This is a genomic window from Duganella sp. CF458 (assembly GCF_900113115.1).
GTDB lineage: Bacteria > Pseudomonadota > Gammaproteobacteria > Burkholderiales > Burkholderiaceae_D > Rugamonas.
Window position 1 is genome coordinate 258,787 of record NZ_FOOF01000007.1, and the last position, 23,393, is coordinate 282,179.

The 23,393-nt window shown below is 63.2% G+C and carries 18 protein-coding genes and 1 other RNA gene; 2 read left to right on the plus strand and 17 right to left on the minus strand.

What is annotated here, in order from left to right:
- Positions 1-4: 4 nt before the first annotated feature.
- From murC to rnpB, 15 genes are all read right to left on the minus strand, one after another.
- Entirely contained in the window at positions 5-1,393 is a 1,389-nt protein-coding gene (gene murC / locus BM269_RS13090; protein WP_090437449.1) for a UDP-N-acetylmuramate--L-alanine ligase, read from the minus strand.
- Positions 1,390-2,460, minus strand: coding sequence for an undecaprenyldiphospho-muramoylpentapeptide beta-N-acetylglucosaminyltransferase (gene murG / locus BM269_RS13095; protein WP_229204630.1), 1,071 nt, complete (start codon positions 2,458-2,460; stop codon positions 1,390-1,392). Before murG ends, murC begins: the two co-directional genes overlap by 4 nt.
- Positions 2,457-3,668 carry a putative lipid II flippase FtsW gene (gene ftsW, locus BM269_RS13100; protein ID WP_090437450.1) on the minus strand — a complete coding sequence of 404 codons (1,212 nt, stop codon included), beginning with the start codon at positions 3,666-3,668 and terminating at the stop codon, positions 2,457-2,459. The genes murG and ftsW overlap by 4 nt, the downstream gene beginning before the upstream one ends.
- Positions 3,668-5,173 carry a UDP-N-acetylmuramoyl-L-alanine--D-glutamate ligase gene (murD, locus tag BM269_RS13105; protein WP_090437451.1) on the minus strand — a complete coding sequence of 502 codons (1,506 nt, stop codon included), beginning with the start codon at positions 5,171-5,173 and terminating at the stop codon, positions 3,668-3,670. The genes ftsW and murD overlap by 1 nt, the downstream gene beginning before the upstream one ends.
- Positions 5,173-6,342 (minus strand): phospho-N-acetylmuramoyl-pentapeptide-transferase, encoded by a 1,170-nt coding sequence (gene mraY / locus BM269_RS13110; RefSeq protein WP_057261926.1) that lies wholly within the window; start codon positions 6,340-6,342, stop codon positions 5,173-5,175. Before mraY ends, murD begins: the two co-directional genes overlap by 1 nt.
- 2 nt (positions 6,343-6,344) lie before the next feature.
- On the minus strand, positions 6,345-7,799 hold the full coding sequence (murF, locus tag BM269_RS13115) for a UDP-N-acetylmuramoyl-tripeptide--D-alanyl-D-alanine ligase (protein ID WP_090437452.1): 1,455 nt from the start codon (positions 7,797-7,799) through the stop codon (positions 6,345-6,347).
- Positions 7,799-9,343: a UDP-N-acetylmuramoyl-L-alanyl-D-glutamate--2,6-diaminopimelate ligase gene (locus tag BM269_RS13120; RefSeq protein WP_229204631.1), complete on the minus strand. Its 1,545-nt coding sequence runs from the start codon at positions 9,341-9,343 to the stop codon at positions 7,799-7,801. Before BM269_RS13120 ends, murF begins: the two co-directional genes overlap by 1 nt.
- Positions 9,344-11,131, minus strand: coding sequence for a peptidoglycan D,D-transpeptidase FtsI family protein (locus tag BM269_RS13125; RefSeq protein WP_090437453.1), 1,788 nt, complete (start codon positions 11,129-11,131; stop codon positions 9,344-9,346). It abuts the gene before it with no gap.
- The gene (gene ftsL, locus BM269_RS13130; RefSeq protein ID WP_090437454.1) at positions 11,131-11,403 is read right to left on the minus strand and encodes a cell division protein FtsL; all 273 of its coding nucleotides are present in this window, start codon (positions 11,401-11,403) and stop codon (positions 11,131-11,133) included. Before ftsL ends, BM269_RS13125 begins: the two co-directional genes overlap by 1 nt.
- Entirely contained in the window at positions 11,400-12,392 is a 993-nt protein-coding gene (rsmH, locus tag BM269_RS13135; protein WP_373994390.1) for a 16S rRNA (cytosine(1402)-N(4))-methyltransferase RsmH, read from the minus strand. Before rsmH ends, ftsL begins: the two co-directional genes overlap by 4 nt.
- Positions 12,379-12,807, minus strand: coding sequence for a division/cell wall cluster transcriptional repressor MraZ (mraZ, locus tag BM269_RS13140; RefSeq protein WP_090437456.1), 429 nt, complete (start codon positions 12,805-12,807; stop codon positions 12,379-12,381). The genes rsmH and mraZ overlap by 14 nt, the downstream gene beginning before the upstream one ends.
- Before the next feature lie 477 nt (positions 12,808-13,284).
- Positions 13,285-15,510 carry a M9 family metallopeptidase gene (locus BM269_RS13145; RefSeq protein WP_090437457.1) on the minus strand — a complete coding sequence of 742 codons (2,226 nt, stop codon included), beginning with the start codon at positions 15,508-15,510 and terminating at the stop codon, positions 13,285-13,287.
- A 97-nt stretch (positions 15,511-15,607) separates the two neighbouring features.
- Complete coding sequence (locus BM269_RS13150) at positions 15,608-16,381, minus strand: AraC family transcriptional regulator (protein WP_229204632.1); 774 nt, start codon at positions 16,379-16,381, stop codon at positions 15,608-15,610.
- Complete coding sequence (gene glpK, locus BM269_RS13155) at positions 16,378-17,862, minus strand: glycerol kinase GlpK (protein ID WP_090437459.1); 1,485 nt, start codon at positions 17,860-17,862, stop codon at positions 16,378-16,380. Before glpK ends, BM269_RS13150 begins: the two co-directional genes overlap by 4 nt.
- Positions 17,863-17,874: 12 nt before the next feature.
- Positions 17,875-18,206: RNase P RNA component class A (gene rnpB / locus BM269_RS13160), an RNA gene on the minus strand.
- A 134-nt stretch (positions 18,207-18,340) separates the two neighbouring features.
- Between rnpB and BM269_RS13165 the strand changes: the two genes are divergently transcribed.
- Positions 18,341-20,038, plus strand: a complete 1,698-nt coding sequence (locus BM269_RS13165; RefSeq protein WP_090437460.1) for a thiamine pyrophosphate-binding protein — start codon at positions 18,341-18,343, stop codon at positions 20,036-20,038.
- On the opposite strand, the gene BM269_RS13170 is transcribed toward BM269_RS13165, so the two are convergent.
- Together BM269_RS13170 and BM269_RS13175 are read right to left on the minus strand one after the other, a co-directional pair.
- Positions 20,039-20,518, minus strand: coding sequence for a hypothetical protein (locus tag BM269_RS13170; RefSeq protein WP_090437461.1), 480 nt, complete (start codon positions 20,516-20,518; stop codon positions 20,039-20,041). It abuts the gene before it with no gap.
- Between the two features lie 62 nt (positions 20,519-20,580).
- Positions 20,581-21,657, minus strand: coding sequence for a porin (locus BM269_RS13175; RefSeq protein WP_090437521.1), 1,077 nt, complete (start codon positions 21,655-21,657; stop codon positions 20,581-20,583).
- A 674-nt stretch (positions 21,658-22,331) separates the two neighbouring features.
- On the opposite strand from BM269_RS13175, the gene ftsY reads away from it, so the two are divergent.
- Complete coding sequence (gene ftsY / locus BM269_RS13180) at positions 22,332-23,384, plus strand: signal recognition particle-docking protein FtsY (RefSeq protein WP_090437462.1); 1,053 nt, start codon at positions 22,332-22,334, stop codon at positions 23,382-23,384.
- Positions 23,385-23,393 lie beyond the last annotated feature (9 nt).

The following is a 23,393-nucleotide window of genomic DNA, read 5'->3' on the forward strand; positions in this document are numbered from 1 at the left end:
CGCGTCAAGCCTTCCAGTTCGTGAGTTTTGCAGGGACACCGCTGATCGAGCCCGCGCCCATCGTGAGCACGACGTCGCCGTCGCGCACCACGTTCATGATTGTTTCCGGCATGTCGGCGATGTTTTCGACGAATACCGGCTCTGCCTTGCCGCGCGCGCGGATCGCGTGCGCCAGCGCACGGCCGTCGGCGGCCACGATCGGCGCCTCGCCCGCCGCATACACATCGGACAGCACCAGCACGTCGACCGTGCTCAGGACCTTGGCGAAGTCTTCGAACAGGTCGCGCGTGCGGCTGTAGCGGTGCGGCTGGAAGGCCAGCAGCAGGCGGCGGCCAGGATAGGCGGCGCGCGCGGCGGCGGTGGTCACTTCCATTTCAATCGGGTGATGGCCGAAATCGTCCACCAGGGTGAAGCTGCCGCCCGCAGGGATGGCCACTTCGCCGTGTTTGGTGAAACGGCGGCCCACGCCGGCGAAACCTGCCAGGCCGGCTTGCGTTGCCGTATCCGGCACGCCGATCTCGCGCGCGATGGCGACCGCCGAGCAGGCGTTCTGCACGTTGTGCAAGCCGGGCTGGTTCAGCACGATGTCCAGGTCCGGGAAACCCTCCTGCAGCACGGTGAAGTGCATCTGGGTGCCGACTGCGCGCGCGTTCACGGCGCGCACTTCAGCGTCTTCCGCGAAGCCATAGGTGGTGACCGGCTTGGTCACCTGCGGGATGATGGCGCGCACGTGCGGGTCGTCGACGCACAGCATGGCGCGGCCGTAGAACGGCAGGCGGTGCGTGAAGTGCACGAAGGCTTGCTTGAGTTTTTCGAAATCGTGTTCGTAGGTCTCCATATGATCGGCATCGATGTTGGTGATGACTTCGATCATGGGGGTCAGGTTCAGGAACGACGCATCGGATTCGTCCGCCTCGGCCACCAGGTATTCGCCGGAGCCGAGCTTGGCGTTGGCGCCGGCTGCGGTCAGGCGGCCGCCGATCACGAACGTCGGGTCCAGGCCGCCCTCGGCCAGCACCGACGCCACCAGGCTGGTGGTGGTGGTCTTGCCGTGGGTGCCGGCAATGGCGATGCCGCGTTTCAGGCGCATCAGTTCACCGAGCATCACGGCACGCGGCACGATAGGAATCTTGCGCGCGCGCGCGGCAAGCACTTCCGGGTTGTCGGCCTTGACGGCGGTCGAGGTAACCACCGCGTCCGCGTTGCCGATGAAGGCTGCGTCGTGGCCCTGGTGCACGATAGCGCCCATGTCGACCAGGCGCTGGGTCACGGCATTCGAGCCGAGGTCCGAGCCGGAGACGTTGTAGCCCAGCGTCACCAGCACTTCGGCGATGCCGCTCATGCCGCTGCCGCCGATGCCGACGAAGTGAATGTTCTTTACTTTATGTTTCATGCTAGTGCTTCCAATTCTTGTGCGATGGCGTCATTCGCATCGCGCTTGCCCACTGCAAGCGCCGCGGCCGCCATCTTCTGGCAGGTGCTGCGGTTCAACGTCTGCAGCAGCGCTGCCAGGCTTTCCGGATTCAGTTCCGTCTGCGGCATGTGGATGGACGCGCCCTGCTTGGCCATCCATTGCGCGTTATCGCGCTGGTGGCTGGTGGTCGAGACCACCAGGGGAACCAGCACGCTGGCGACGCCGGCGGCAGTCAGTTCCGACACGGTGATGGCACCGGCGCGGCAGATCACCACGTCCGCCTGCGCATATGCGCTTGCCATGTCGTCGATGAAATCGACCACGTTTGCTTCCACATGCGCCTGCGCGTAAGCCGCGCGCAGGGCTTCAATATTCTTTTTGCCCGACTGGTGGGTCACCAGCGGGCGCTGTTCCGGCGCGATCAGCGCCAGTGCGGCCGGCAGCGCTTCATTGAGCGCCTTGGCGCCCAGGCTGCCGCCCACCACCAGGATGCGCAGCACGCCTTCCCGGCCCGCGAAGCGCAGTCCGGGCGCCGGCAGCGCCAGGATTTCCTTGCGCACCGGATTGCCGGTGACGACTGCCTTGCCGGCCACCGCGCCGAAATCGGCCGTGAAGCCGAAGAAGACCTTCTTCGCCATCGGCGCCAGCGTCTTGTTCGACAGCAGCAGGCCCGCGTCGGCGTTCACCAGGGCCAGCGGCACGCCGCGCAGCCTGGCCATCACGCCGCCCGGCACGCAGACATAGCCGCCCATGCCCAGCACCACATCGGGCTTGCGCTTGCCGATGAAGCGGAAGCAGTCAATGAAGGCGCCAATCATCTTGAATGCACCGCCAATGGTGTGCGCCAGGCCCTTGCCGCGCATGCCGCTGAAATGGACCACGTCCATGTCGACGTTATGCTTGGGCACCAGTTCCGTTTCCATGCCGTGCGAGGTGCCGAGCCAGGAAACTTCCCAGCCGCGGGCACGCATGGCCTGGGCGATTGCCAGGCCGGGGAAAATGTGGCCGCCAGTGCCGGCCGCCATGATCATCAGGCGCTTGGTCATACGCGCCCTCCCCGCATCATCTGGCGATTCTCGAAGTCGATGCGCAGCAGGATCGCCAGGCCCACGCAGTTGATGATGATGCCGGTGCCGCCATAACTCATGAGCGGCAGGGTCAGGCCTTTGGTTGGCAGCAAGCCGAGATTCACGCCCATATTGATGAAAGTCTGTACGCCGATCCAGATGCCGATGCCTTTTGCGGCCAAGCCGGCGAAAGTCTGGTCCATGGCAATAGCCTGGCGGCCGATGTCGAAAGCACGCTTGACGATCCAGTAGAACATGCCGATGGTGACCAGCACCCCGATCATGCCCAGCTCTTCGCCGATCACCGCCAGCAGGAAGTCGGTATGCGCTTCCGGCAGGTAGTGCAGTTTTTCCACGCTGGCGCCCAAGCCCACGCCGCCGATCTCGCCGCGGCCGAAAGCAATCAGCGAGTGCGTCAGCTGGTAGGACTTGTTCAGGGCGTTCTCTTCTTCCCACGGATTGAGGTAGGCGAACAGGCGCGCGCGGCGGAATGGCGAGAGCCAGATGATGGCAACGAAGATCGTCACCAGCATGCCGGCAATGCCGCCGAACCAGACCGCGTTGACGCCGCCCAGGAACAGGATGCCCATGGCGATGCAGACGATCACGCCGAACGCGCCCAGGTCGGGTTCCAGCAGCAGCAGCAGGCCGACAAACGCCACCGCCAGCGCCATCGGCGCGAAGCCCTTGGACAGGCGGTGCATGAATTCCTGCTTGCGCACGGTGTAGTCTGCCGCATACAGCACGATGAAGAGCTTCATCAGCTCGGACGGCTGGAACTGGAATAGCTTGAGGTTCAGCCAGCGACGGCCGCCGTTCACGTTGACGCCCAGGCCGGGCACCAGCACCAGCACCAGCGCCACCAGCGTGGCAATGAACAGGTAGGGCGCGGCTTTCTGCCAGATTTCCACGCGCACGCGGAAGGCGACAGCTGCCGCCACCATGGCGATGGCAATGAAGATCGCCTGGCGCTGCACGAAGAAGTGATTCTTGTAGGCGGCGAACTTGGGCGAATCCGGCAGCGCGATCGAGGCGGAATACACCATAACCATCCCGAACAGCATGAGCAGCAGCACCGACCAGACCAGCGGCTGGTCGTATTCCATCATCTTCGAATGGCGTGCGCGTCCATCCAGCGGAGCTGGAGACTCGGAGCCACCGAAGCGGAATGGAAGCTGGATTGCCATCAGATCTCCTGCCCCGCATCCAGTGCGATCCCGCGCACGGTGTCGATAAACACCTGCGCGCGGTGCGCATAGTTCTTGAACATGTCCAGGCTGGCGCAAGCCGGCGACAGCAGCACGGCATCGCCGGCGTCGGCCAAGGCTGCGGCGCGCCTGGTCGCTTCTTCCAGCGTTGCGAAGTCTTCCATCTTCACGCCGGTCGGCTCCAAGGCCGTACGGATGGCCGGGGCATCGCGGCCGATCAGCACCACGGCGCGCACGAAGCGGCGCACCGGGCCGGCCAGGGGATCGAATTCCTGGCCCTTGCCGTCGCCGCCGGCAATCACGACCAGCTTTTGCTCGCTCCCTCCGAAGGATTGGCCCAGGCCCACCAGCGCGGCGACAGTCGCGCCCACATTGGTGCCCTTGGAATCGTCGTAGTAATCAACACCGTTGATCGAGGCCACCAGTTCCACGCGGTGCGGCTGGCCTTTGTATTCGCGCAGGCCGTGCAACAGCGGCGCAAACGGCAGGCCGATGGCGCGGCAAAGCGCCAGCGCGGCCAGCGCGTTGGACGCGTTATGGGTGCCGCGGATCTGCAGCGCATCGGCCGGCATCAGCTTCTTGGTGTAGCACTCCACCGGCGGTGGCGGCGGGTCGTTTTTCTTGCGGCGCTTCGGCGGCTCGGCGTCGTCGGTCGGTTCGGCGGTGGCGAGCCAGTACACGCCGCGCTCATTGACCAGGCCGAAGCTGTGCGCCAACTCCGGCGCATCGGTGCCGAAGGTGACGTTTTCGCCGACCGGGTTGGCCATCGCCATGGTCCACTTGTCGTCGCGGTTCAGCACGCGCACGGTGTCGTCGCCGAAGATGCGCTTCTTGTCGTCGGCATAGGCCTGCATGCTGCCGTGCCAGTCCAGGTGGTCCTGGGTGACGTTCAGCACGGTGGCCGCGTCCGCGTTCAGGCTGTAGGTGGTGTGCAACTGGAAGCTGGACAGCTCGAGCACCCAGGCTTGCGGCAGGGTATCGTTCTCCATCACTTCACGCAGCACGTCCAGCGCGGCCGGGCTGATATTGCCGGCCACGCGTACCGACATGCCGGCGCGTTCGCACAGCTGGCCGGTCAGGCTGGTGACAGTGGTCTTGCCGTTCGTGCCGGTGATGGCGATGACTTTCGGCGCGTAGGCACGGTCGTCCTTCAGCCATTTCAGCGCCTGGGCGAACAGCTCAATTTCGCCCCAGACGGGAATGCCCTTCTCGGCCGCAGCCGGAATGATCTCGGCCAGTTCCTTGTTCGGCCCCAGGCCCGGGCTGGCGCAGACAAAGTCCACGCCGTCCAGCAGCGCCGCGTTGAACGGGCCGGAAATGAACTGCGTGCCGGGCAGTTGCTCGCGCAGCAGCGGCAGGCGATCCGGCACCGGGCGCGTGTCGGCAACGCGCAGCAGCGCGCCGCAGCGCGCCAGCCAGTGCGCCATCGCCAGGCCCGATTCGCCGAGCCCCAGTACCAGTGCAATTTTGCCGTTGTAGATCATCAGCGCAGCTTCAGGGTAGACAGGCCAACCAGCACCAGCATCATCGTGATGATCCAGAAGCGCACGACGACCTGGGTCTCTTTCCAGCCCTTCTGTTCAAAGTGGTGGTGCAAAGGCGCCATCAGGAACACGCGGCGGCCGACGCCGTAGCGCTTCTTGGTGTACTTGAACCAGCCGACCTGGATGATCACCGACAGCGTCTCCGCCACGAAGATGCCGCCCATGATGAACAGGACGATTTCCTGCCGCACAATCACCGCGATGGTACCCAGCGCACCGCCCAGCGCCAGTGCGCCGACGTCGCCCATGAACACTTGCGCAGGGTGCGCGTTATACCAGAGGAAGGCCAGGCCGGCCCCCGCCATCGCACCGCAGAAGATGATCAGCTCACCGGCGCCTGGGATGTGGGGGATGAACAGGTACTTCGAATAGGTTGCCGAACCGGTCAGGTAGGCGAACAGGCCCAGGGCCGAACCCACCATCACGGTCGGCATGATGGCCAGGCCGTCCAGGCCGTCGGTGAAGTTCACCGCGTTCGAGGTGCCGACGATCACGCAATAGGTCAGCGCGATGAAGCCCCATACGCCCAGCGGGTAGCTGATGGTCTTCACGAACGGTACGATCAGGTCGGCCTTCGGCGGCAGGTCCATCGAGAAGCCCGACTGTACCCACTGGAAGAACAGCTCGAACACCTTGGCCGGCGTCGGCGCCGACACCGAGAAGGCCAGGTACAGCGCGGCGGCGATGCCGACCAGCGACTGCCAGAAGTATTTCTCAGCCGAACGCATGCCTTCCGGGTCCTGGCGCACCACCTTGCGGTAATCGTCCACCCAGCCCACGGCGCCGAAGCCCATGGTCACGATCATCACCGGCCAGATCAGGCGGTTCGACCAGTCGCACCACAACACGGTGGCGATGCCGACGGCGATCAAGAGCAGCACGCCGCCCATGGTCGGGGTGCCGTGCTTCTTCAGGTGGGTCTGCGGGCCGTCGGTGCGCACCGCCTGGCCGTACTTCATGACAGTCAGTTTGCGGATCACGGCGGGACCGGCGATCAGGCCGATCAGCAGGGCCGTGATGGTAGCCATCACAGCGCGGAAGGTGATGTAGTTAAAGAGGCGGAAAGCCCCGATGTCGTCCTGCAGGATTTGTGCCAGCCAGAGCAGCATGATTAGTGTGTTTCCTTTGTAGCGTGTTGCGATCCAATCAAATGCTGCACGACCCGTTCCATCTTCATGAAGCGGGAGCCCTTGATCAATACGGTTGCATCCGGCGTTACTGCGGCGCTTACGGCCTGCAGCAGCGCGTCGAATTCCTGGTGGTGCTCGGCATGAGGCGCCATGTGGGAGGCCAGCGTGCCGGTGGCGAAGAAGTGCTCGATGCCTTTCGTCGCAGCATAGGCGGCGACTTCTTCGTGAAACTCCTTGCCTTGCGTGCCGACTTCACCCATGTCGCCCAGCACCAGCACGCGCGGCGCCCTGGCCTTGGCCAGCACGTCGATGGCGGCGCGCACCGAGTCCGGGTTGGCGTTGTAAGTGTCATCGATCAGCAGCGCGCCGTTGGCGGCCTGCTTCTTCTGCAGGCGGCCGTTCACTGGCGCGAACGCTTCCAGCCCTGTGCGGATGGTGGAAGTGTCGATGCCGGCTGCATAGGTGCAGGCAATCGCGGCCAGCGCATTGCGGACATTGTGGTCGCCGGCGGCCTGCAGCGAAACGCTGAAGTGGCGCTGCACCGCGTCCGGCGCGGAGAACGACGCGGCGGCGCCATGGCCTGCGGCGTGCGCGTTGGCTGCCGGGCGCACGGTCACTTCCAGCCCGGAGCCGAAGTCGCCGGCGGTGTAGGTGCAACTCACGTTGGCGGCCGCATCGAGCCCGAAGGTCAGCACGCGCCGGCCGACGGACAGCTCGCGCCAGATCGGAGTGAATTCGTCGCCATGCGGGAATACGGCCACGCCGTCGCCCGGCAATGCCGTCAACACACTGCCGTTCTCGCGCGCCACCGCTTCCACGGTGTGCATGAATTCCTGGTGCTCACGCTGGGCGTTGTTCACCATGCCGATGGTCGGCGCGGCAATGGCGCTCAGGCGGCCGATCTCGCCCGGATGGTTCATGCCCAGCTCCACCACGGCGGAACGGTGCGCAGCATTCAGGCGGAACAGCGTCAGCGGCACGCCGATCTCGTTGTTCAGGTTGCCGCGCGTTGCCAGCCGTCCCTCTTCGCCATGGGCGGCAGCCAGGATGGAGGCGATCATTTCCTTGACGGTGGTCTTGCCGTTGGAGCCGGTTACGCCGATCACCGGCAGCGCGAACTGATTGCGCCAGTAGTTGGCGATCTGGCCCAGCGCCAACAGGGTGTCCGGCACCACGATGGCCGGCAGGGTCCAGCCCTCAGGCAGCTTTTCGACGACAACCGCAGCCACGCCCTTGGCGACCACCTGCTGCAGGAAATCGTGGGCATCGAACACTTCACCGCGCAGGGCGACAAACAGTTGGCCGGGGCCGACCGTGCGGGTGTCGGTCGACACGCCGTCGAAGTCCAGCGCCAGCGCGGCGTCATTGGACAGCACGCCGTGATGCAGCCGGGCGCCGCTCAGCGCAGGCAGGATATGGGCGATAGTGCTGCGCATCAGTGCGGCCTCATCATGGTAAGGCGTGCCGACAACGCAAGCTGGGCGTGCTCGGCGTCCGAGAACGGCATCTTGCGGCCCTTGATTTCCTGGTAAGGCTCATGGCCTTTCCCTGCCAGCAGGATCACGTCCGCCTTGCCGGCATTGCGCACTGCGGACAGGATGGCGGCGGCGCGGTCTTCCACCGTCAGGAATTCCGAATTCGGATGTTGCGGGTCCATGCCTGCCGTGATCTGGCGAATGATTTCAGCAGGATCCTCGCTGCGCGGATTGTCGCTGGTGACCAGCACATGTTCCGCCATCTGCGAAATCCGGCCCATCTGCGGACGCTTGCCCGGATCGCGGTCGCCGCCGCAGCCGAACACGCACCACAGGTGGCCGCCGCGGTCGGCCGCCACGGAACGCAGCGCTTCCAGCGTCTTTTCCAGCGCATCCGGCGTATGGGCGTAGTCGATCACCACCATCGGCGCTTCCTGGCCGCCGATCTGCTGCATGCGGCCCGGGGCCGGCTGCAGCGATTCGATGCCGTCGATGGCGGTGCGGAAGGCGATCCCCTTCGCCAGCAACGCGGCCAGCACGGCCAGCGCATTGCTCACGTTGAACGGGCCGACCAGTTGGGTACGCACATGGGCATGGCCGAAGGTCGAATCGAGGTTGAACTCCGTGCCCAGGTTGCGGCTGCGCAGCGCGCTGGCGCGCAGCATCGAAATACCCGGCACATTCGGTTGCGCCTTGATGTCTTTCAGCGTGTAGCCGATGATGACCGGCTTGCGCGCCGCCTTGGAAGCCTTGATGTGCGCCACCAGGCGGTGGCCCATCGGGTCGTCCAGGTTCAGCACGGCATGCTTCAGGCCCGGCCAATCGAACAGGATGGTCTTGGCGGCCTCGTAGTTCGCTTCGTCGCCATGATAGTCCAGGTGGTCGCGGGTCAGGTTGGTGAAGATCGCCACGTCGAAATGCATGCCTTCGGTGCGGCCCTGGTGCAGGCCGATGGACGAGGCTTCGATGGCCAGCGCGGCGGCGCCGTCGGCCTGTACATCCTTCAGCTTGCGCGCCAGCAGCACGGCGTCCGGCGTGGTGTAGCCGGTTTCGTCGAATTCCACTTCGCCGCGCGCGCGGAACATGCCGACACCCAGCGTGCCGATGACGGCGGTGGTTTCGCCGACCTTGGCCAACGCCTGGCCGGTCCACACCGCGCAGGAAGTCTTGCCGTTGGTGCCGGTGACGGCGACAGTGAACATGCCCGCATCGGGCTGGCCGTACCAGGCGTGCGCAATCGGGCCGGCCTGCTGCTTCAGGCCGGGTACGGCGAGGCGCGGCACAGCGTGAGCGCCGTCCCAGGCGTAGCCGGTGTCGTCGTAGACCACGGCGGCGGCGCCGTTGGCGATGGCGGCCGCGATAAAGGTGCGGCCATCCTTGGCGTCGCCAGGATAGGCAAAGAACACGTCGCCGGCCTTGATGCGGCGCGAGTCGGACGCCAGTTGCGCGCTTGGCGCAGCTTCGCGCATCCAGCTGATAATTTCTTGATGGTTCATCGTCGTCATTTACATGGCCTCCGATCCGCTATCCGCCGGCACCACGATTTCGGTGACGTTGGAGTCAGGAGGCACATTGGAGGCGCGCAAAGCATTGATTGCGACTGCCGCGAAAGTTGGTGCTGCGACCGTAGCGCCGAAGTGGCCATTCTGGGTCGGTTCGTCGATCATGACTGCAATGATGAAGCGCGGCGCCGACATCGGCACGATGCCGACGAAGGAGCCGATGTATTTGCGCGGCATCGCGTAGCGGCCGTTCTCCGCCTTGTAGGCGGTGCCGGTCTTGCCGCCCACGCGATAGCCCGGGATCTGCGCCTTGCGCGCGGTGCCTTCCTTGCCGGACACCACGGTCTCCAGCATCTCGCGCATCTGCGCGGCGGTCTGCGGCTTGATAATCTGCTGGCCCAGCGGCTCTTTTTCGACCTTCTCAAACGACAAAGGAATGGTGTCACCATTCCGGGCAAACATCATGTAAGAGCGCGCCAGCTGTATCAGCGACACCGAGATACCGTTACCGTAACTCATGGTCGCCTGTTCGATCGGCCGCCATGATTTATAAGGCCGCACCCTCCCTGCCACCGCCCCGGGGAAACCCCACTTCGGCTGCTGGCCGAAGCCGACCTTGGTGAACATTTCCCACATATCCTGGGCCGGCATGCTGAGTGCAATTTTTGAAGTACCGATATTGGACGACGTTTCGATGATCTGCCCCACATTGATCACGCCGTGCGCCTTGGTATCGGAGATCGTGCGGTCGGCGATGGTCAGCTTGCCGCCGCCGGTATCGATGAAGGTAGTCGGCTTGACGCGGCCGCTGTCCAGCGCCAGCGCCACCGTGATCGGTTTCAGCGTGGAACCGGGCTCGAAGGTGTCGGTCATCACCCGGTTGCGCAGCTGCGCACCGGTCAGTTTGCGGCGGTCGTTCGGGTCGTAGCTTGGATAGTTGGCCAGCGCCAGCACCTCGCCGGTATGCACGTCCAGCACCACGGCGCCACCGGCCTTGGCCCCGAAATGCTCCACGGCCGATTTCAACTGGGTGTAGGCGATGTACTGGATCTTGCTGTCCACCGACAACACCACGTCCTTGCCGTTGTGCGGCTCCACCTTGCCGCCGATGTCTTCGACAATGCGGCCACGGCCATCCTTGATGACGCGGCGCGAGCCCGGCTTGCCGACCAGGTTGTTTTGCTGCGCCAGCTCCATCGACTCCTGCCCCTTGTCGTCGACGTTGGTGAAGCCCACCAAATGGGTCATCACCTCGCCTTGCGGGTAGAAGCGCTTGTATTCAGGGCGGATGTCCATGCCGTCCAGGTCCAGCGCCTTGATCTTGTCGGCGGTTTCCACCTCGACCTGGCGTTTCAGGTAGACCAGGTTGCGGTCGGAATCGAGCTTCTTGCGCAGTTCGGCCTCGCTCATCTCCAGCAAGCCGGCCAGGGCGCGGATTTTATCCTTCGGCGCCGCCAACACTTCCTCCGGCGCAGCCCAGATGGCGCGCACGGGAATGGACGAAGCCAGCACCTGGCCGTTGCGGTCGGTGATCTTGCCGCGCACGGCCGGCAATTCCTGCATGCGCTGGTAGCGGTTGGCGCCTTCCTTCTGCAGGAATTGCTGCTGGCTCGAGGTGCCCTGCAACCAGACCGCACGCGCCGCCAGCGCGCCGAAGGCGATGAACATCCCGAACAGCACCACGCGCGAACGCCAGCTTGGCAGTCGCACCGCCAATACCGGGCTCTTGGAGAAAGCCACGCCTTGCGAGCGTGCCACGCGCGCCGTTCCGTTTCCGCCGTTGGAGCGCATCACTTTTCGCCCTCCGTCAGGTATTGGGTACGGTTCGGGGTGAGCTGGGTCATATTCAGTTCACGGCGTGCGATTTCTTCGATGCGGGCGTGCTTGCCCAGCGTCGACTGGTCGAGCTGGAGCTGGGCCCACTCGGTATCGAGCTGGCGCGCTTGCGTTTCCGCACGCTCCTGTTGCACGAACAGGTGGCGCGCCTGGTATTGCGCGTTAACGGCCGAAAGGCCGCAAGCGACCAAGAGTGCCGTCAACACGATATTGATCTTGTTGCTCATGGCAGGCCTCCGGCCGGAGGCAGGCGCATGGCAACGCGCATCACGGCCGATCGGGCGCGCGGGTTTTCATCCACCTCCTTGTCGGACGGCTTGATGCGGGCCAGCAGCTTCAGCTCCGGCTGCGGCAGGTCGACCGCCCTGATCGGCAGGCGCCGGTCCGGCTGCTCCACTTTGGCCTTGGAAGCGAGGAACTGCTTGACCATGCGGTCTTCCAGCGAGTGGAAGCTGATGATGGCCAGGATGCCGCCCGGCTTCAGGGCGTCGAAAGCCTGGCTCAGGGCCGATTCGAGGTCCTCAAGCTCCTTATTGACGAAAATCCGGATAGCCTGAAAGGTGCGGGTGGCCGGATCTTTGCCCTTCTCGCGAGTCTTGACCGCGCCTGCCACGATACCGGCAAGCTGTCGTGTGCTTGAAATTGGCTCGACTGCCCGGCGAGCAACAATCGCCTTTGCAATCTGAAAAGCAAACCGTTCTTCCCCATAATCCCTTATCACCTTTTCCAGTGTTTTTTCTGATTCCGTGGCCAGCCACTCGGCAGCGGAGATACCGCGCGTGGTATCCATGCGCATGTCGAGCGGGCCATCGTTGCGGAAGCTGAAGCCGCGCGCAGCATCGTCCACTTGTGGTGACGAGATGCCGAGGTCCAGCAAGATGCCGTCGACGGCTGGAATGCCGCGTTCGGCCAGCGCATCCGCCATGGTGGCGAAGCTGTCGTGCACGATGGTGAAACGCTTGTCGCCGATGGTTTCGGCGTTGGCGATAGCTTGCAGGTCTTTGTCGAAGGCGATCAGGCGGGCTTCCGGGCCCAGGCGGGACAGGATCAGGCGGCTATGGCCGCCGCGGCCGAAGGTGCCGTCTATATAAATGCCGTTGGCGCGCGCGCCGGCCAGGTCGAGCGCATCCACCGCTTCATCTAACAGCACCGTACGATGCTGGAACTCTGGCACCGAGGTCGTCGTCATAGTGAACCGGGCCTCAGAAGGAGAAATCGGACAGGGTATCGGGCATGCCCACCTCGATGGTGGCTTGCTCGTTTGCGGCGCGCTTGACCGGATCCCAGATCTCGAAGTGGGTCAGCATGCCGGACAGCACGACGTCGCGGCCAAGACCGACGGCGTCGCGCAGTTCAGGGGCAACCAGGATGCGGCCGGCCGAATCCATCTCGACGTCGGCGGCATTGCCCAGCAGGATGCGCTGCCAGCCGCGGGCCGACATCGGCCACCCGGCGATCTGGTCGCGCTTGGCTTCCCAGACGTGGCGCGGATACATCAACAGGCAGCCATCCGGGTGTTTGGTAAGCGTGAGCCGTCCTTCGCACTGGATCACCAGTGCGTCACGATGCTTGGCCGGAATGGACATCCTGCCTTTCGCATCTAATGTGATCGCGGACGCGCCTTGGAACACGACTTAACCTTCTCTAAAAAATCCCACAAAACTACACTTTTTCACACTATCGCCCACTTTAGAGGAAGCGCACAAGGTGGTCAAGCGAATTTCCCAAGCGAAAACAGCGATTTGTCCAATGAAATTAAGGACTTAGCGGCATTCCTTGAGAAATAGCCGAAGTAAAAACCATTGAGAAATTAGGGACTTATGAAAGATACTGAAAGTGCTACTTCACGTGCAGGGCTGGCCAAATGCGGTAAAAATGACTAGAAATAAATTTGCAAAACCGCAGTTGGTTGCCTGAAGACAACGACACTTTAGCAAATTAGCAACAAGTGCCGCAGACCGGAATCACCGGAGAATCACTGCTTGTCGCGCTTGGCGCGCGCTCTTTACCCTCGAAAAAACATGCCGCCCAGTGTGGACTGGGCGGCAACTTGTATAGACAAATGGCGCTAGCGCCGCTTGCCTACATTATACGGCTTGCGATACTTCTCACTCGTAAGTCACACCTACCGTCACGCCGCTGAACGGCTGCTTGGCTTCCAGGGTGAGGTAATACCACTGGTTGGCCGCCGGGCTCGCGATGCTGATCGTTTCAGCATTGCCGGCATTGGTCGACGCGACATCATAGGACGAGGTGCTCGGGTAGCGGTTCAGGGCCAGGTACATGTCCATATTGCCGCTGCCGCCCGCGCTCATGATCTTCACGTTCTTGGCGCCAGCCGGCACGATCAGGTGCAGGTAGGTGCGCGTGCCGGAAGACAGGCTGCGGATCGCGCAGTTCTTGCCAAGGTAGGTTGGCGAAGCCTGGCCGCTGCAGGTCGGCAGGTTCGACACGCTGTCCGGCAGCGGTGGCTCGCCGGCGGTGGTGGCCGCATCGGCCCAAGCCGCGAACTCGTTGTCATAGCGGGTCCCGATGTCGCGCATGAAGTCGTTGTAGCGCGCATAGTCGCCGACGCGGAACTTGGCCAGCACCTGGTCCACATCGGCACGGTGGCGCTCCATCATGAAGCGGGTCGCCATATAGCCCCAGCGGTAGGCGCGGTCCTGGTAGTCCGACATCGAGTAGGTATTGCCGAAGATGTCGCTCAGGCGGTACTTGCGGCTGCGCGCCATGTCGATGGCCGGCTGGTTATTGTTCTTCAGCGACAGGTATTCCCCGATCCCCTCGATCCACCACACGGTCGGCACGGAAGTGCCCAGGCTGAAATTGCCGTACATGTCGTAACGGCCGTCCAGGTAGTGCACGTATTCATGCTCCAGGTTCCACACCTTGAAGGTCGGGCGCAGCCACGAAGCCTCGTGGGCGATAAAGCGCGCCTGGTTGCCCACCACCGAAGGATCGCCTTCCAGGTACATGCCGCCGTTATTGGTGTCGATGCCGTAGATCACGCTGGCGTACTTGCTGTAGTTGGTGTAGTCGTCAAACACCACCAGTTCCAGCGCTGTGTTGTTGTCATGCGCGACCGGGGTGCGGTTGGTCTGCAGCATGGTGTGGGCATAACCCTCTTCGGCCGCCAGTGCGGAGCAGATTTCCTGCACCTGCGCCTGCGTCACGTCCTGGGCGCGCAGGCGCAGGGTCGGGCTGCAGTTATAGCTGGTTTTCAGCACCACATTGGCCAACTGGTCTTCGTAATTGCACACGCCATACTGCGCGCAATTGCCGTTGTCGTAGTACTTCACGGCCGACGCTGCCGCCAGCCACATGCCGCTGTCGGCGCCCAGCATGGTGCTGTTGTTCAGCGTGTTCTGCACCATCGGCTTGACTTGCGCCTTCAGGCCGGCGTACTGCATGAAGCGGAAGGTCTCGTTCGATGCATCGGTCAGCTGGTAGGCGGCATTGCTGTTCAGCAGGGCGGTCTTGTTGTTGGTGATGAACTTGTACAGTGCGTTGGCATAGGAAATGTCGTTCGACATGGCCGTGCCCACGTCCGGCATGGTGTGGGCGCGGAACAGCACGGTCAGCGCACCGGTCATGCCCGCGCCGGCGCTGTCCTGCTTCAACAGTTCCGCCGGCCCCGGCACCGACGGCGAGCTATTGGTGAAACGGGCCACGGTCGCTTTCGCATCGGGCAGGAACTGCACTTCGTCGTGCATATTGGTGACCAGCTTCCAGGTCTCGCCGGCGGTGGTCGGCGCAACGGTGTTGTTGGCGTACAGGCCGCTGCCCTGGGTCAGGCCGTGCAGTGCGGTGCGCAGCGGTGCGCGCACCGACTCGGTCAGGGCCGGAATGGTGCCGCCGCTGGCCTGGTAATAGCCGGCGCGCAGGTACAGCACCAGGTTCACCAGCTTCATATTCGTGCCGTTGTAGCTGGACGCCTCGCTGGCCAGGCGGCTGGCGACGGCGCTCACGTTGGCGCTGGAATAGATACTGGTGGCCAGCGACGGCGCGGCGGAGAACAGCGGATAGGTGCACTCGTAATCCGGCAGGTTGGCCACGTATTCCGCCAATGCCGCACCGCTGTAGCTTGCCAGGACGTTCATGTCCTTGCACTGCGGCGTTGCCGCCATGGCCGCCATGCTGGTCTTCAGGCTGCGCGGCATCAGGTCATTGCGCGGCTTGCGCGTTGGCGCCAGGTCGTACTTGCTCTGCTCGACCGACGGCGGCAGGGTTTGCCGCTGGTGCGGCGCCGGCGGCTGGTGCAGCTTGTTACCGCTATCCGCTTGGGCTTGCGCGGCGAGCAGCAGGGCTGCTGCACCGATTGCTTTCAACATCATGTCTCCACCTCTTCTGTTATGTAATGGGAGCGCCCATGCTAACGAGGAGAGGTGACGCGAATTCAAGCGTGCGCGCCGTTATGGTGATTTCTCTAATTCAAGCAACGTGAACTGCACAGGCGATGGGCGAAAAAGCCACAGGTGGACGCGAGCCGGAGCCGGTGCGGAACTGGCTTGGCGTATATCCGGTCATCGCCTTGAACTGGCGGCTGAAGGCACTGTGGTCGGTGTAACCGCATTCGCGCGCGATATCGGCGATGCTGCGCCCCGGGTGGGCTTCGATCAGCGCCAGCGCCCCTTCCAGCCGCGATTGCAGCAGCAGCTGGCGCGGACTGTAGTGGAAAACCTTCTGGAACAGGCGTTCCACACGCGCCAGCGACAAACCCTCTTCGCGCGCCAGGTCCGCCAGGTTCAGTTGCATGTGGAAGTTGTCGCGGATGCGCTGCGCAATGCGGGCCACCTGGCGGTACACAGGATGCTGCTCATCGACCAGGCCCAGGTCGTGCGAGGTGCCGACCAGGCCGACGATATCGCCTTGCTCGTTGCGCAGCGGGGCCTTATGGGTCAGGCACCAGCCGCGGCGCCGGTTCGGGTACAGGTGCAGTTCCAGGTGCTTCTCGATGGTGGCGCCCAACTCGATCACCTGCCGGTCCTGTGCCTCATAGGCCGCTGCCAGCGGGCGCGGATGCACGTCCATCACGGTCTTGCCGAGGATATCGGACTTGCTGCGCAGGCCGCAGCGGCGGGCCAGCGTGTTGTTGACGGCCACATAACGGCCATCGCGATCCTTCACGAAGAAGGCTACTTCGGTCATCGCGTCGAACAGTTTCTCGATCGCGTCCAGCTCCACGTTCCAAGGACGGTCCGTCATAAAGGTGTCTCCCATGCTTTGGCGCGCTCTGTGGCGCGATTCCATTTTGCCAGCAACTCGGCCCGCTGGTCATCCCCCATCGACGGGGTGAAGCGGCGCTCGCAGGCCCACTGCGTGGCGACTTCTTCCTGCGATTCCCAAAAGCCGACGGCCAGGCCGGCCAGGTAAGCCGCGCCCAGTGCCGTGGTTTCGGTGACCTTCGGGCGTAGCACGGGAACGCCGAGAAGGTCGGATTGAAACTGCATCAGCATGTCGTTGCGGGCGGCGCCGCCGTCGGCGCGCACCTCGGTCACCGGCATTGCCGCATCTTTCTGCATCGCAGCCAGCAGTTCGGCGCTCTGGTAGGCGATCGATTCCACTGCGGCGCGCGCGATGTGCGCCTTGTTGCTGCCGCGCGTCAGGCCGACGATGGTGCCGCGCGCATACGGGTCCCAATGCGGCGCGCCAAGGCCGACGAAGGCCGGCACCAGGAATACGCCGCCACTGTCAGGCACGCTGTTGGCCAATGCTTCCACATCGCTCGATTGCTGGATGATGCCAAGGCCGTCGCGCAGCCATTGCACGGTGGCGCCGCCCATGAAGACCGAACCTTCCAGCATGTACTCGGTGGCGCCGTCGACGCGCCAGCCCACGGTCGACAGCAGGCGGTTGTGCGAGGTGCGCGGGTGGCGGCCGGCGTGCATCAGCATGAAGCATCCGGTGCCGTAGGTATTCTTCACCATGCCCGGCTGGTGGCAAGCCTGGCCGAAGGTGGCAGCCTGCTGGTCGCCTGCGATGCCGGCGACCGGGATCGCATGGCCGAACAAGGCTTCGCGCGTGCTGCCGACTTCTTCGCTGGAAGAGACCACTTGCGGCAGCATTTCTTCCGGGATGTCGAACAGCTGCAGCAGGTCCGAATCCCAGCGCATCAGGTGGATATTGAACAGCATGGTGCGCGAGGCGTTCGACACGTCGGTCACGTGCACCCCGCACAGCTTCCAGGCCAGCCAGGAGTCGATGGTGCCGAAGCACAGCGCCCCTTTGCGCGCACGTTCGCGCGCGCCGGGCACGTGGTCCAGGATCCATTTGAGCTTGGTGGCGGAGAAGTAGGCGTCCAGCTCAAGGCCGGTCGCGTCGCAGATCATTTTCGCCTTGCCGGCGGCGCGCAGCTCTTCACAGTAATCGGCGGTGCGGCGGTCCTGCCACACGATGGCCGGCGCGATCGGCTCGCCGGTCTTGCGGTCCCACACCACGGTGGTTTCACGCTGGTTGGTGATGCCGATGGCACGCACCTTCTTGATATCAAAGTCCTGCAGCACCTTGCGGGCCACGGTGATCTGGCTGTTCCAGATTTCGTTGGGGTCGTGCTCAACCCAGCCTGGCTGGGGGAAATGCTGGGGAAATTCCTGCGCCGCGCATCCTGCGATCTTGCCCTCATGGTCGAACAGGATGGCGCGTGAACTGGTGGTGCCCTGGTCCAGGGCGAGGATGTATTGAGTCATCTCTCAAGAATTAGTTGAAGCAAGCCGATAGGCCGGATTTTGTTACGGCACCCGAAGGTGCTATGACAGCCATTCCTCTAGGCGACGGATTACTCCGCCGCTCAAGCTTTCTACCCGCACGCTCCGCGAGCAACATCATCGCGTGCCTATTTGAAATTGCACCAGGTGGAGGTTACCGCGTTTCACCGTAACTTAATACGCTCGTCTCTGTGGCCCTATTCCTCGCCTTATACCATTGCTGGCTTTCAGCGGACGGCCGTTAACCGTCACCCCGCTCTGTGGAGTCCGGACCTTCCTCCCGCCCATGTCTTGCAACATGGGCCAGCGGCTGTCTGGCTTGCTTCGGGCGATATTCTACCAGCTTTGCCCCCGGGGTCAGGACCTGACCCCGCCCATATAATTTAGTGTCGCAAAACCGAAAGCCAATTCCCTATAGCAGGCATAGAATGCCAAATCCATGTATAAGAAGGCAAGTACCATGACGCAAACTCCTCGTTCCGGCGGCCAGATCCTGGTCGACGCGCTGAAAGTCCACGGCACCGATACCGCCTTCGGCGTGCCCGGCGAAAGCTACCTGGACGTGCTGGACGCCCTGCACGAATCCGGCATCCGCTTCATCATCAACCGCCAGGAAGGCGGCGCAGCCTTCATGGCCGACGCTTACGGCAAGATGACCGGCAAGCCAGGCATCTGCTTCGTGACCCGCGGCCCGGGCGCCACCAATGCTTCGATCGGCGTGCACACCGCCTTCCAGGATTCGACCCCGATGATCCTGTTCATCGGCCAGGTCGGCAGCGATTTCATGGACCGCGAAGCCTTCCAGGAAGTCGATTACCGCCGCATGTTCGGCCAGATGGCGAAATGGGTGGCCCAGATCGACCGCGCCGACCGCATTCCTGAATATATCGCCCGCGCCTATCAAGTGGCCACCAGCGGCCGTCCGGGCCCGGTGGTGCTGGCCCTGCCGGAAGACATGCTGACCCATCAGGCCAGCGTGGCCGACACCCGCGCCTACGTGCCGACCCAGGGCGCCCCTTCCGCCCCGCAAATCGCGCAGCTGCGCCAGATGCTGGCCGAAGCCAAGCGTCCGATGCTGTTGCTGGGCGGCGGCGGCTGGAACGAGCAAGCCGCTGCCGACATCCGCAGGTTCGCCGAAGCGAACCACTTGCCGGTCGGCTGCGCCTTCCGCTTCCAGGACCTGCTGGACAACGCACACCCGAACTACATCGGCGACGTCGGCATCGGCATCAACCCCAAGCTGGCTGCGCGCGTGAAAGCAGCCGACGTGCTGATCGCCATCGGCCCGCGCCTCGGCGAAATGACCACCAGCGGCTACTCCATCATCGCCTCGCCGGTGCCGCAACAGCGCCTGGTGCATATCCACGCCAGCCCGGAAGAACTGGGCAGCGTGTATCAGGCTGAAATGATGATCGCCTCCGGCATGCCGCAAGCCGCAGCCATGCTGGCCGCAATGGAGCCGGTGGATGCGGGCCCATGGCGCGACAGCGTCGAGCAGGCGCGCGCCGAGTACAACGCCTGGCAGCAGCAGCCAACCATCTTCAAGGACAACAACGCCCCATTGAACCTATGGCAGGTGGTGCAGGAACTGAAGGCCCAGTGCCCGGCCGACACCATCATCACCAACGGCGCCGGCAACTACGCCACATGGGCGCACCGCTACTGGCCTTACGGCGGCATGCGCACCCAGCTCGCGCCGACCAGCGGCGCCATGGGCTACTCGGTACCATCCGGCGTAGCCGCCAAGATCATCGACCCGGCGCGCACCGTCGTGACGTTCGCAGGCGACGGCGAATACCTGATGAACGGCCAGGAACTGGCCACCGCCGTGCAATACAAGGCGGGCGTGGTCATTATCGTGTTCAACAACCAGATGTTCGGCACCATCCGCATGCACCAGGAGCGCGAATATCCTGGCCGTGTTTCAGGCACCACGCTGCACAACCCGGACTTCGCCGCGGTGGCGCGCGCCTTTGGCGGCCATGGCGAAACCGTTGCGGCCACTGAGGAATTCGCGCCTGCCCTGCAGCGCGCCCTTGCCTTCACCCGCGAGCAGAACCTGCCGGCCATCATCGAACTGCGCTACGACGGCAACCTGATCACGCCAGGCGCCACCCTCGACACCATCCGCCAGCAGGCGGTCGCGGCCGGCAAGTAATCACTCCATGCCCCGCTGCTTCGGCGCGGGGCAGGCCTGGCAGGCTTTGGCAGCGCGACTGAAGTCGCGCACTTTCGACAGTACCATCGGCTGCGACTGGTCGTCGCAATAGCCGCCATCCAGGGTCAGGGTTTCGCCGCCGGGCGAGAACTTGCCGCTGATGGTGCGCTCCTCCTCGCCTTCCTGCACAGTGAAGTACATCATCTTGCCGCGCGGGTCGACATTCACGTCGGTCGCCACCAGCGGCCAACTCAGGCCGCCCGCCGTGTATTCGTAAATCACCGTATCGACTTCGGCAAAACGCTGCAGCGTAATGCGCTGGCCGCCATATTCGCCGCTGCCTTGGTGCACGCACAGGTCGGAGTAGACCACCATGCCGTGGCGCGGCAGGCCGCCGGCCTTGTTGGCCGCCAGCGCGGCAGGCAAGGCGGTGACTGAAGCGAGCAGCAGCGCGCTGCCGATGCGGTGTGAAGTATTCATATCGACATTGTAAAAAAAAACGGCTGCGCGAGGCAGCCGTTTTGACCTTGGAACGACAGGTATTAGAAGGTGTGACGGATGCCTACGTTGTAAGCGGAGTCACCGGAGCCGGATTCAGCGTTGTTGCCAACGGTGAAGGAAGCGCCGTTACGGTTCTTGATTTTGCCGTAGGACATGTAGCTGGTGGTACGTGGCGACAGCTTGTGCAGGTAGCCGATGGCGAACTGGTTGGCATCGCGGTTGGCGACATCACGGTCATCCGCGCGGGCGACCGAAGCCACCAGGGAGCCAGCAGCCGATACCGGCACGGTCGCGCCCAGCAGGTAGTTGCGGCTGTCGGTCGAAGGAGCCACTGCAGCTGCGGTGTAAGCGGTGCCGTTAGGGTATGCAACGCTGTTCAGGCCTTTGTTGATACCGAACATACCGAAGGCTTTAACCACTTTGAAGTCGTAGTTCACGGCCAGCAGGGTGTTGCGGCCAATGTCACGACCGGTCACAACGTTGCCTGCAACGACGTCGTTATTACGGTTGTTGTAAGCCAGGCGGGCGTTGAAGTCGCCGTTCTGGTAGCCGATCGACGCGCCCAGTTGACGGCCGGTCGAGGATTCTTTCTGCTCGCCGGCAGCGTAGAACACTTCAGCGGTGACGCCCATCAGGTCTGGCGACTTGTAGGACACGGAGTTGCTGTTGCGTACGTTGATGCCGTTCGCTGGGAAGATGTTCTTAGCCGAACCGGACAGGCCAGCCTGGAACGGATCGCCAACTTGTACGAAGGCGTTGTACCAAGGGGTGTACTGGCGGCCCAGGGTCAGGGAACCAGCCGATTTGGACACCAGGCCTACGTACGCCTGACGCTGGAATACGGAACCGGACACGTCGGATTCACCGGTGTCGCCTTTGATGCCGCCTTCCAGCAGGAACACTGCGGACAGGCCGCCACCCAGGTCTTCGGTGCCTTTGAAGCCGATGCGCGATGCATTGGCGACGCCGGACGACACTTTGGTCACGTTACCGTTCTTGCCACCGTGTTCGGACACGATGCCGGCATCCATGATACCGAAGATGGTTACGTTCGATTGGGCATATGCGCTACCGGATGCTGCTGCCAGGACTGCCAGGGAAATCAGGGTTTTCTTCATGATGTGCTTCTTCCTTTTCTTTGCTTTGTTATCGATCACCAGGGCTCTTCGGCACTGATCGCCCGCTATTTTATATGATCTCAATATTTCCTGCTATTCACGTAGTAATACGTATTGCAAGATGACGGCTTTTACTGGTGTAAACCGAATAAAATTTTTACAACTTGAAACATTTTTGCTCAGGACCTATTCCGTTCCCTCACGGCTGGTGGGGGCCACGGGAAGCGTCCAGATGGTGTCCTGGGCCAGCGCGCTGGCCCCTGTTTCCCAATGAAACTAAGCTACATCACAGGCAACTTTGTGTCTGACTGAAGCCTTGGAATGCAAGGTCGCGTAGTAATGGGAACGCTGTCGACGAATGAACGCGAGGGCGATTTCTGTAACTTCTGTAAATTTTGTAACAATTCCCTCCAGAATCGGCTACGTGGAACCGGGCACCGCTCTTGCGCGACACGTTCGGAGAGCGAGTCTATCCAAGCGAACAAGCGATTAAATTGAGATTGATCAAGAAGTTGATTGATCTGGGAGCTCGTCCCGGCAAGGTCATCGGTTATTCCACCGCTGAATTACAAGCCGCCTGCCATCGGCGCATGGCGGCAGCGCCAACGGCAAGCCCTCGGCTAGCCTCTGGTAGAATACGCGGTTCGATTGAAGGACCCTCTGCCAACCTGTCCATGTTCAGTTTTTTCAAGAAGAAACCGGTCGCGCCGGAAGCCGCGCCCGCAGCACCGGCCGCTACGCCCGCGGCCCCTGCTCCTTCCGCGCCGGCCAGCACCGAGACTGCGGCGCCGCTGGCGTTTGAAGTCGACACCGCCGCCAAGCCCGAACCCAAGCAAAGCTGGATGAGCCGCCTGAAGGCCGGCTTGTCGAAAACTTCCGCCAACCTGTCCATCCTGTTCGTCGGCGCCAAGATCGACGACGACTTGTATGACGAGCTGGAAGCGGCGCTGTTGATGTCCGATGCCGGCGTCGACGCCACCCAGTACCTGCTCGATGCGCTGAAGCGCAAGGTCAAGGAAGACAAGCTGCTCGACGGCGCCCAGGTCAAGGAAGCGCTCAAGCGTTTGATGATCGACCTGCTCCAGCCCTTGCAAAGGCCATTCGAGCTGGGCCGCCACCAGCCACTGGTGATGATGATTTCCGGCGTCAATGGCGCCGGCAAGACCACCACCATCGGCAAGCTGGCCAAGCATATGCAGGCCCACGGCCAGTCGGTGCTGTTGGCTGCCGGCGATACCTTCCGCGCGGCCGCCCGCGAACAGTTGATGGTGTGGGGCGAGCGCAATAATGTCACCGTGATTTCCCAGGAATCGGGCGACCCGGCTGCCGTCTCCTTCGACGCAGTGCAGTCCGGCAAGGCGCGCGGCACCAATGTGGTCATGATCGATACTGCCGGCCGCCTGCCAACCCAGCTGCACCTGATGGAAGAGCTGAAAAAGGTCAAGCGCGTGATCGGCAAAGGCATGGAAGGCGCGCCGCACGAAACCTTGCTTGTGATTGACGGCAATACCGGCCAGAATGCCCTGGCCCAGGTGAAGGCTTTCGACGATGCGCTGCAACTGTCCGGCCTGATCATTACCAAGCTCGACGGCACTGCGAAAGGCGGCATCCTGGCCGCCATCGCCCGCGTACGCCCGGTTCCGGTGTACTTCATCGGTATCGGCGAAAAGATTGAAGACCTGCAGCCGTTCAATGCGGCTGAATTTGTTGAAGCACTGCTCGCTTAACATCGGCCT

Bases quoted from the DNA above. Each gene is read 5' to 3' on its own strand.
- BM269_RS13150 (WP_229204632.1), bottom strand. From the start codon at position 16,381: ATGACGGACCGTCCTTGGAACGTGGAGCTGGACGCGATCGAGAAACTG.
- BM269_RS13165 (WP_090437460.1), top strand. From the start codon at position 18,341: ATGACGCAAACTCCTCGTTCCGGCGGCCAGATCCTGGTCGACGCGCTG.
- ftsY (WP_090437462.1), top strand. From the start codon at position 22,332: ATGTTCAGTTTTTTCAAGAAGAAACCGGTCGCGCCGGAAGCCGCGCCC.
- murD (WP_090437451.1), bottom strand. From the start codon at position 5,173: ATGATCTACAACGGCAAAATTGCACTGGTACTGGGGCTCGGCGAATCG.
- murF (WP_090437452.1), bottom strand. From the start codon at position 7,799: ATGCGCAGCACTATCGCCCATATCCTGCCTGCGCTGAGCGGCGCCCGG.
- BM269_RS13145 (WP_090437457.1), bottom strand. From the start codon at position 15,510: ATGATGTTGAAAGCAATCGGTGCAGCAGCCCTGCTGCTCGCCGCGCAA.
- BM269_RS13125 (WP_090437453.1), bottom strand. From the start codon at position 11,131: ATGCGCTCCAACGGCGGAAACGGAACGGCGCGCGTGGCACGCTCGCAA.
- glpK (WP_090437459.1), bottom strand. From the start codon at position 17,862: ATGACTCAATACATCCTCGCCCTGGACCAGGGCACCACCAGTTCACGC.
- ftsW (WP_090437450.1), bottom strand. From the start codon at position 3,668: ATGGCAATCCAGCTTCCATTCCGCTTCGGTGGCTCCGAGTCTCCAGCT.
- BM269_RS13120 (WP_229204631.1), bottom strand. From the start codon at position 9,343: ATGACGACGATGAACCATCAAGAAATTATCAGCTGGATGCGCGAAGCT.
- murG (WP_229204630.1), bottom strand. From the start codon at position 2,460: ATGACCAAGCGCCTGATGATCATGGCGGCCGGCACTGGCGGCCACATT.
- ftsL (WP_090437454.1), bottom strand. From the start codon at position 11,403: ATGAGCAACAAGATCAATATCGTGTTGACGGCACTCTTGGTCGCTTGC.
- BM269_RS13175 (WP_090437521.1), bottom strand. From the start codon at position 21,657: ATGAAGAAAACCCTGATTTCCCTGGCAGTCCTGGCAGCAGCATCCGGT.
- mraY (WP_057261926.1), bottom strand. From the start codon at position 6,342: ATGCTGCTCTGGCTGGCACAAATCCTGCAGGACGACATCGGGGCTTTC.
- murC (WP_090437449.1), bottom strand. From the start codon at position 1,393: ATGAAACATAAAGTAAAGAACATTCACTTCGTCGGCATCGGCGGCAGC.
- BM269_RS13170 (WP_090437461.1), bottom strand. From the start codon at position 20,518: ATGAATACTTCACACCGCATCGGCAGCGCGCTGCTGCTCGCTTCAGTC.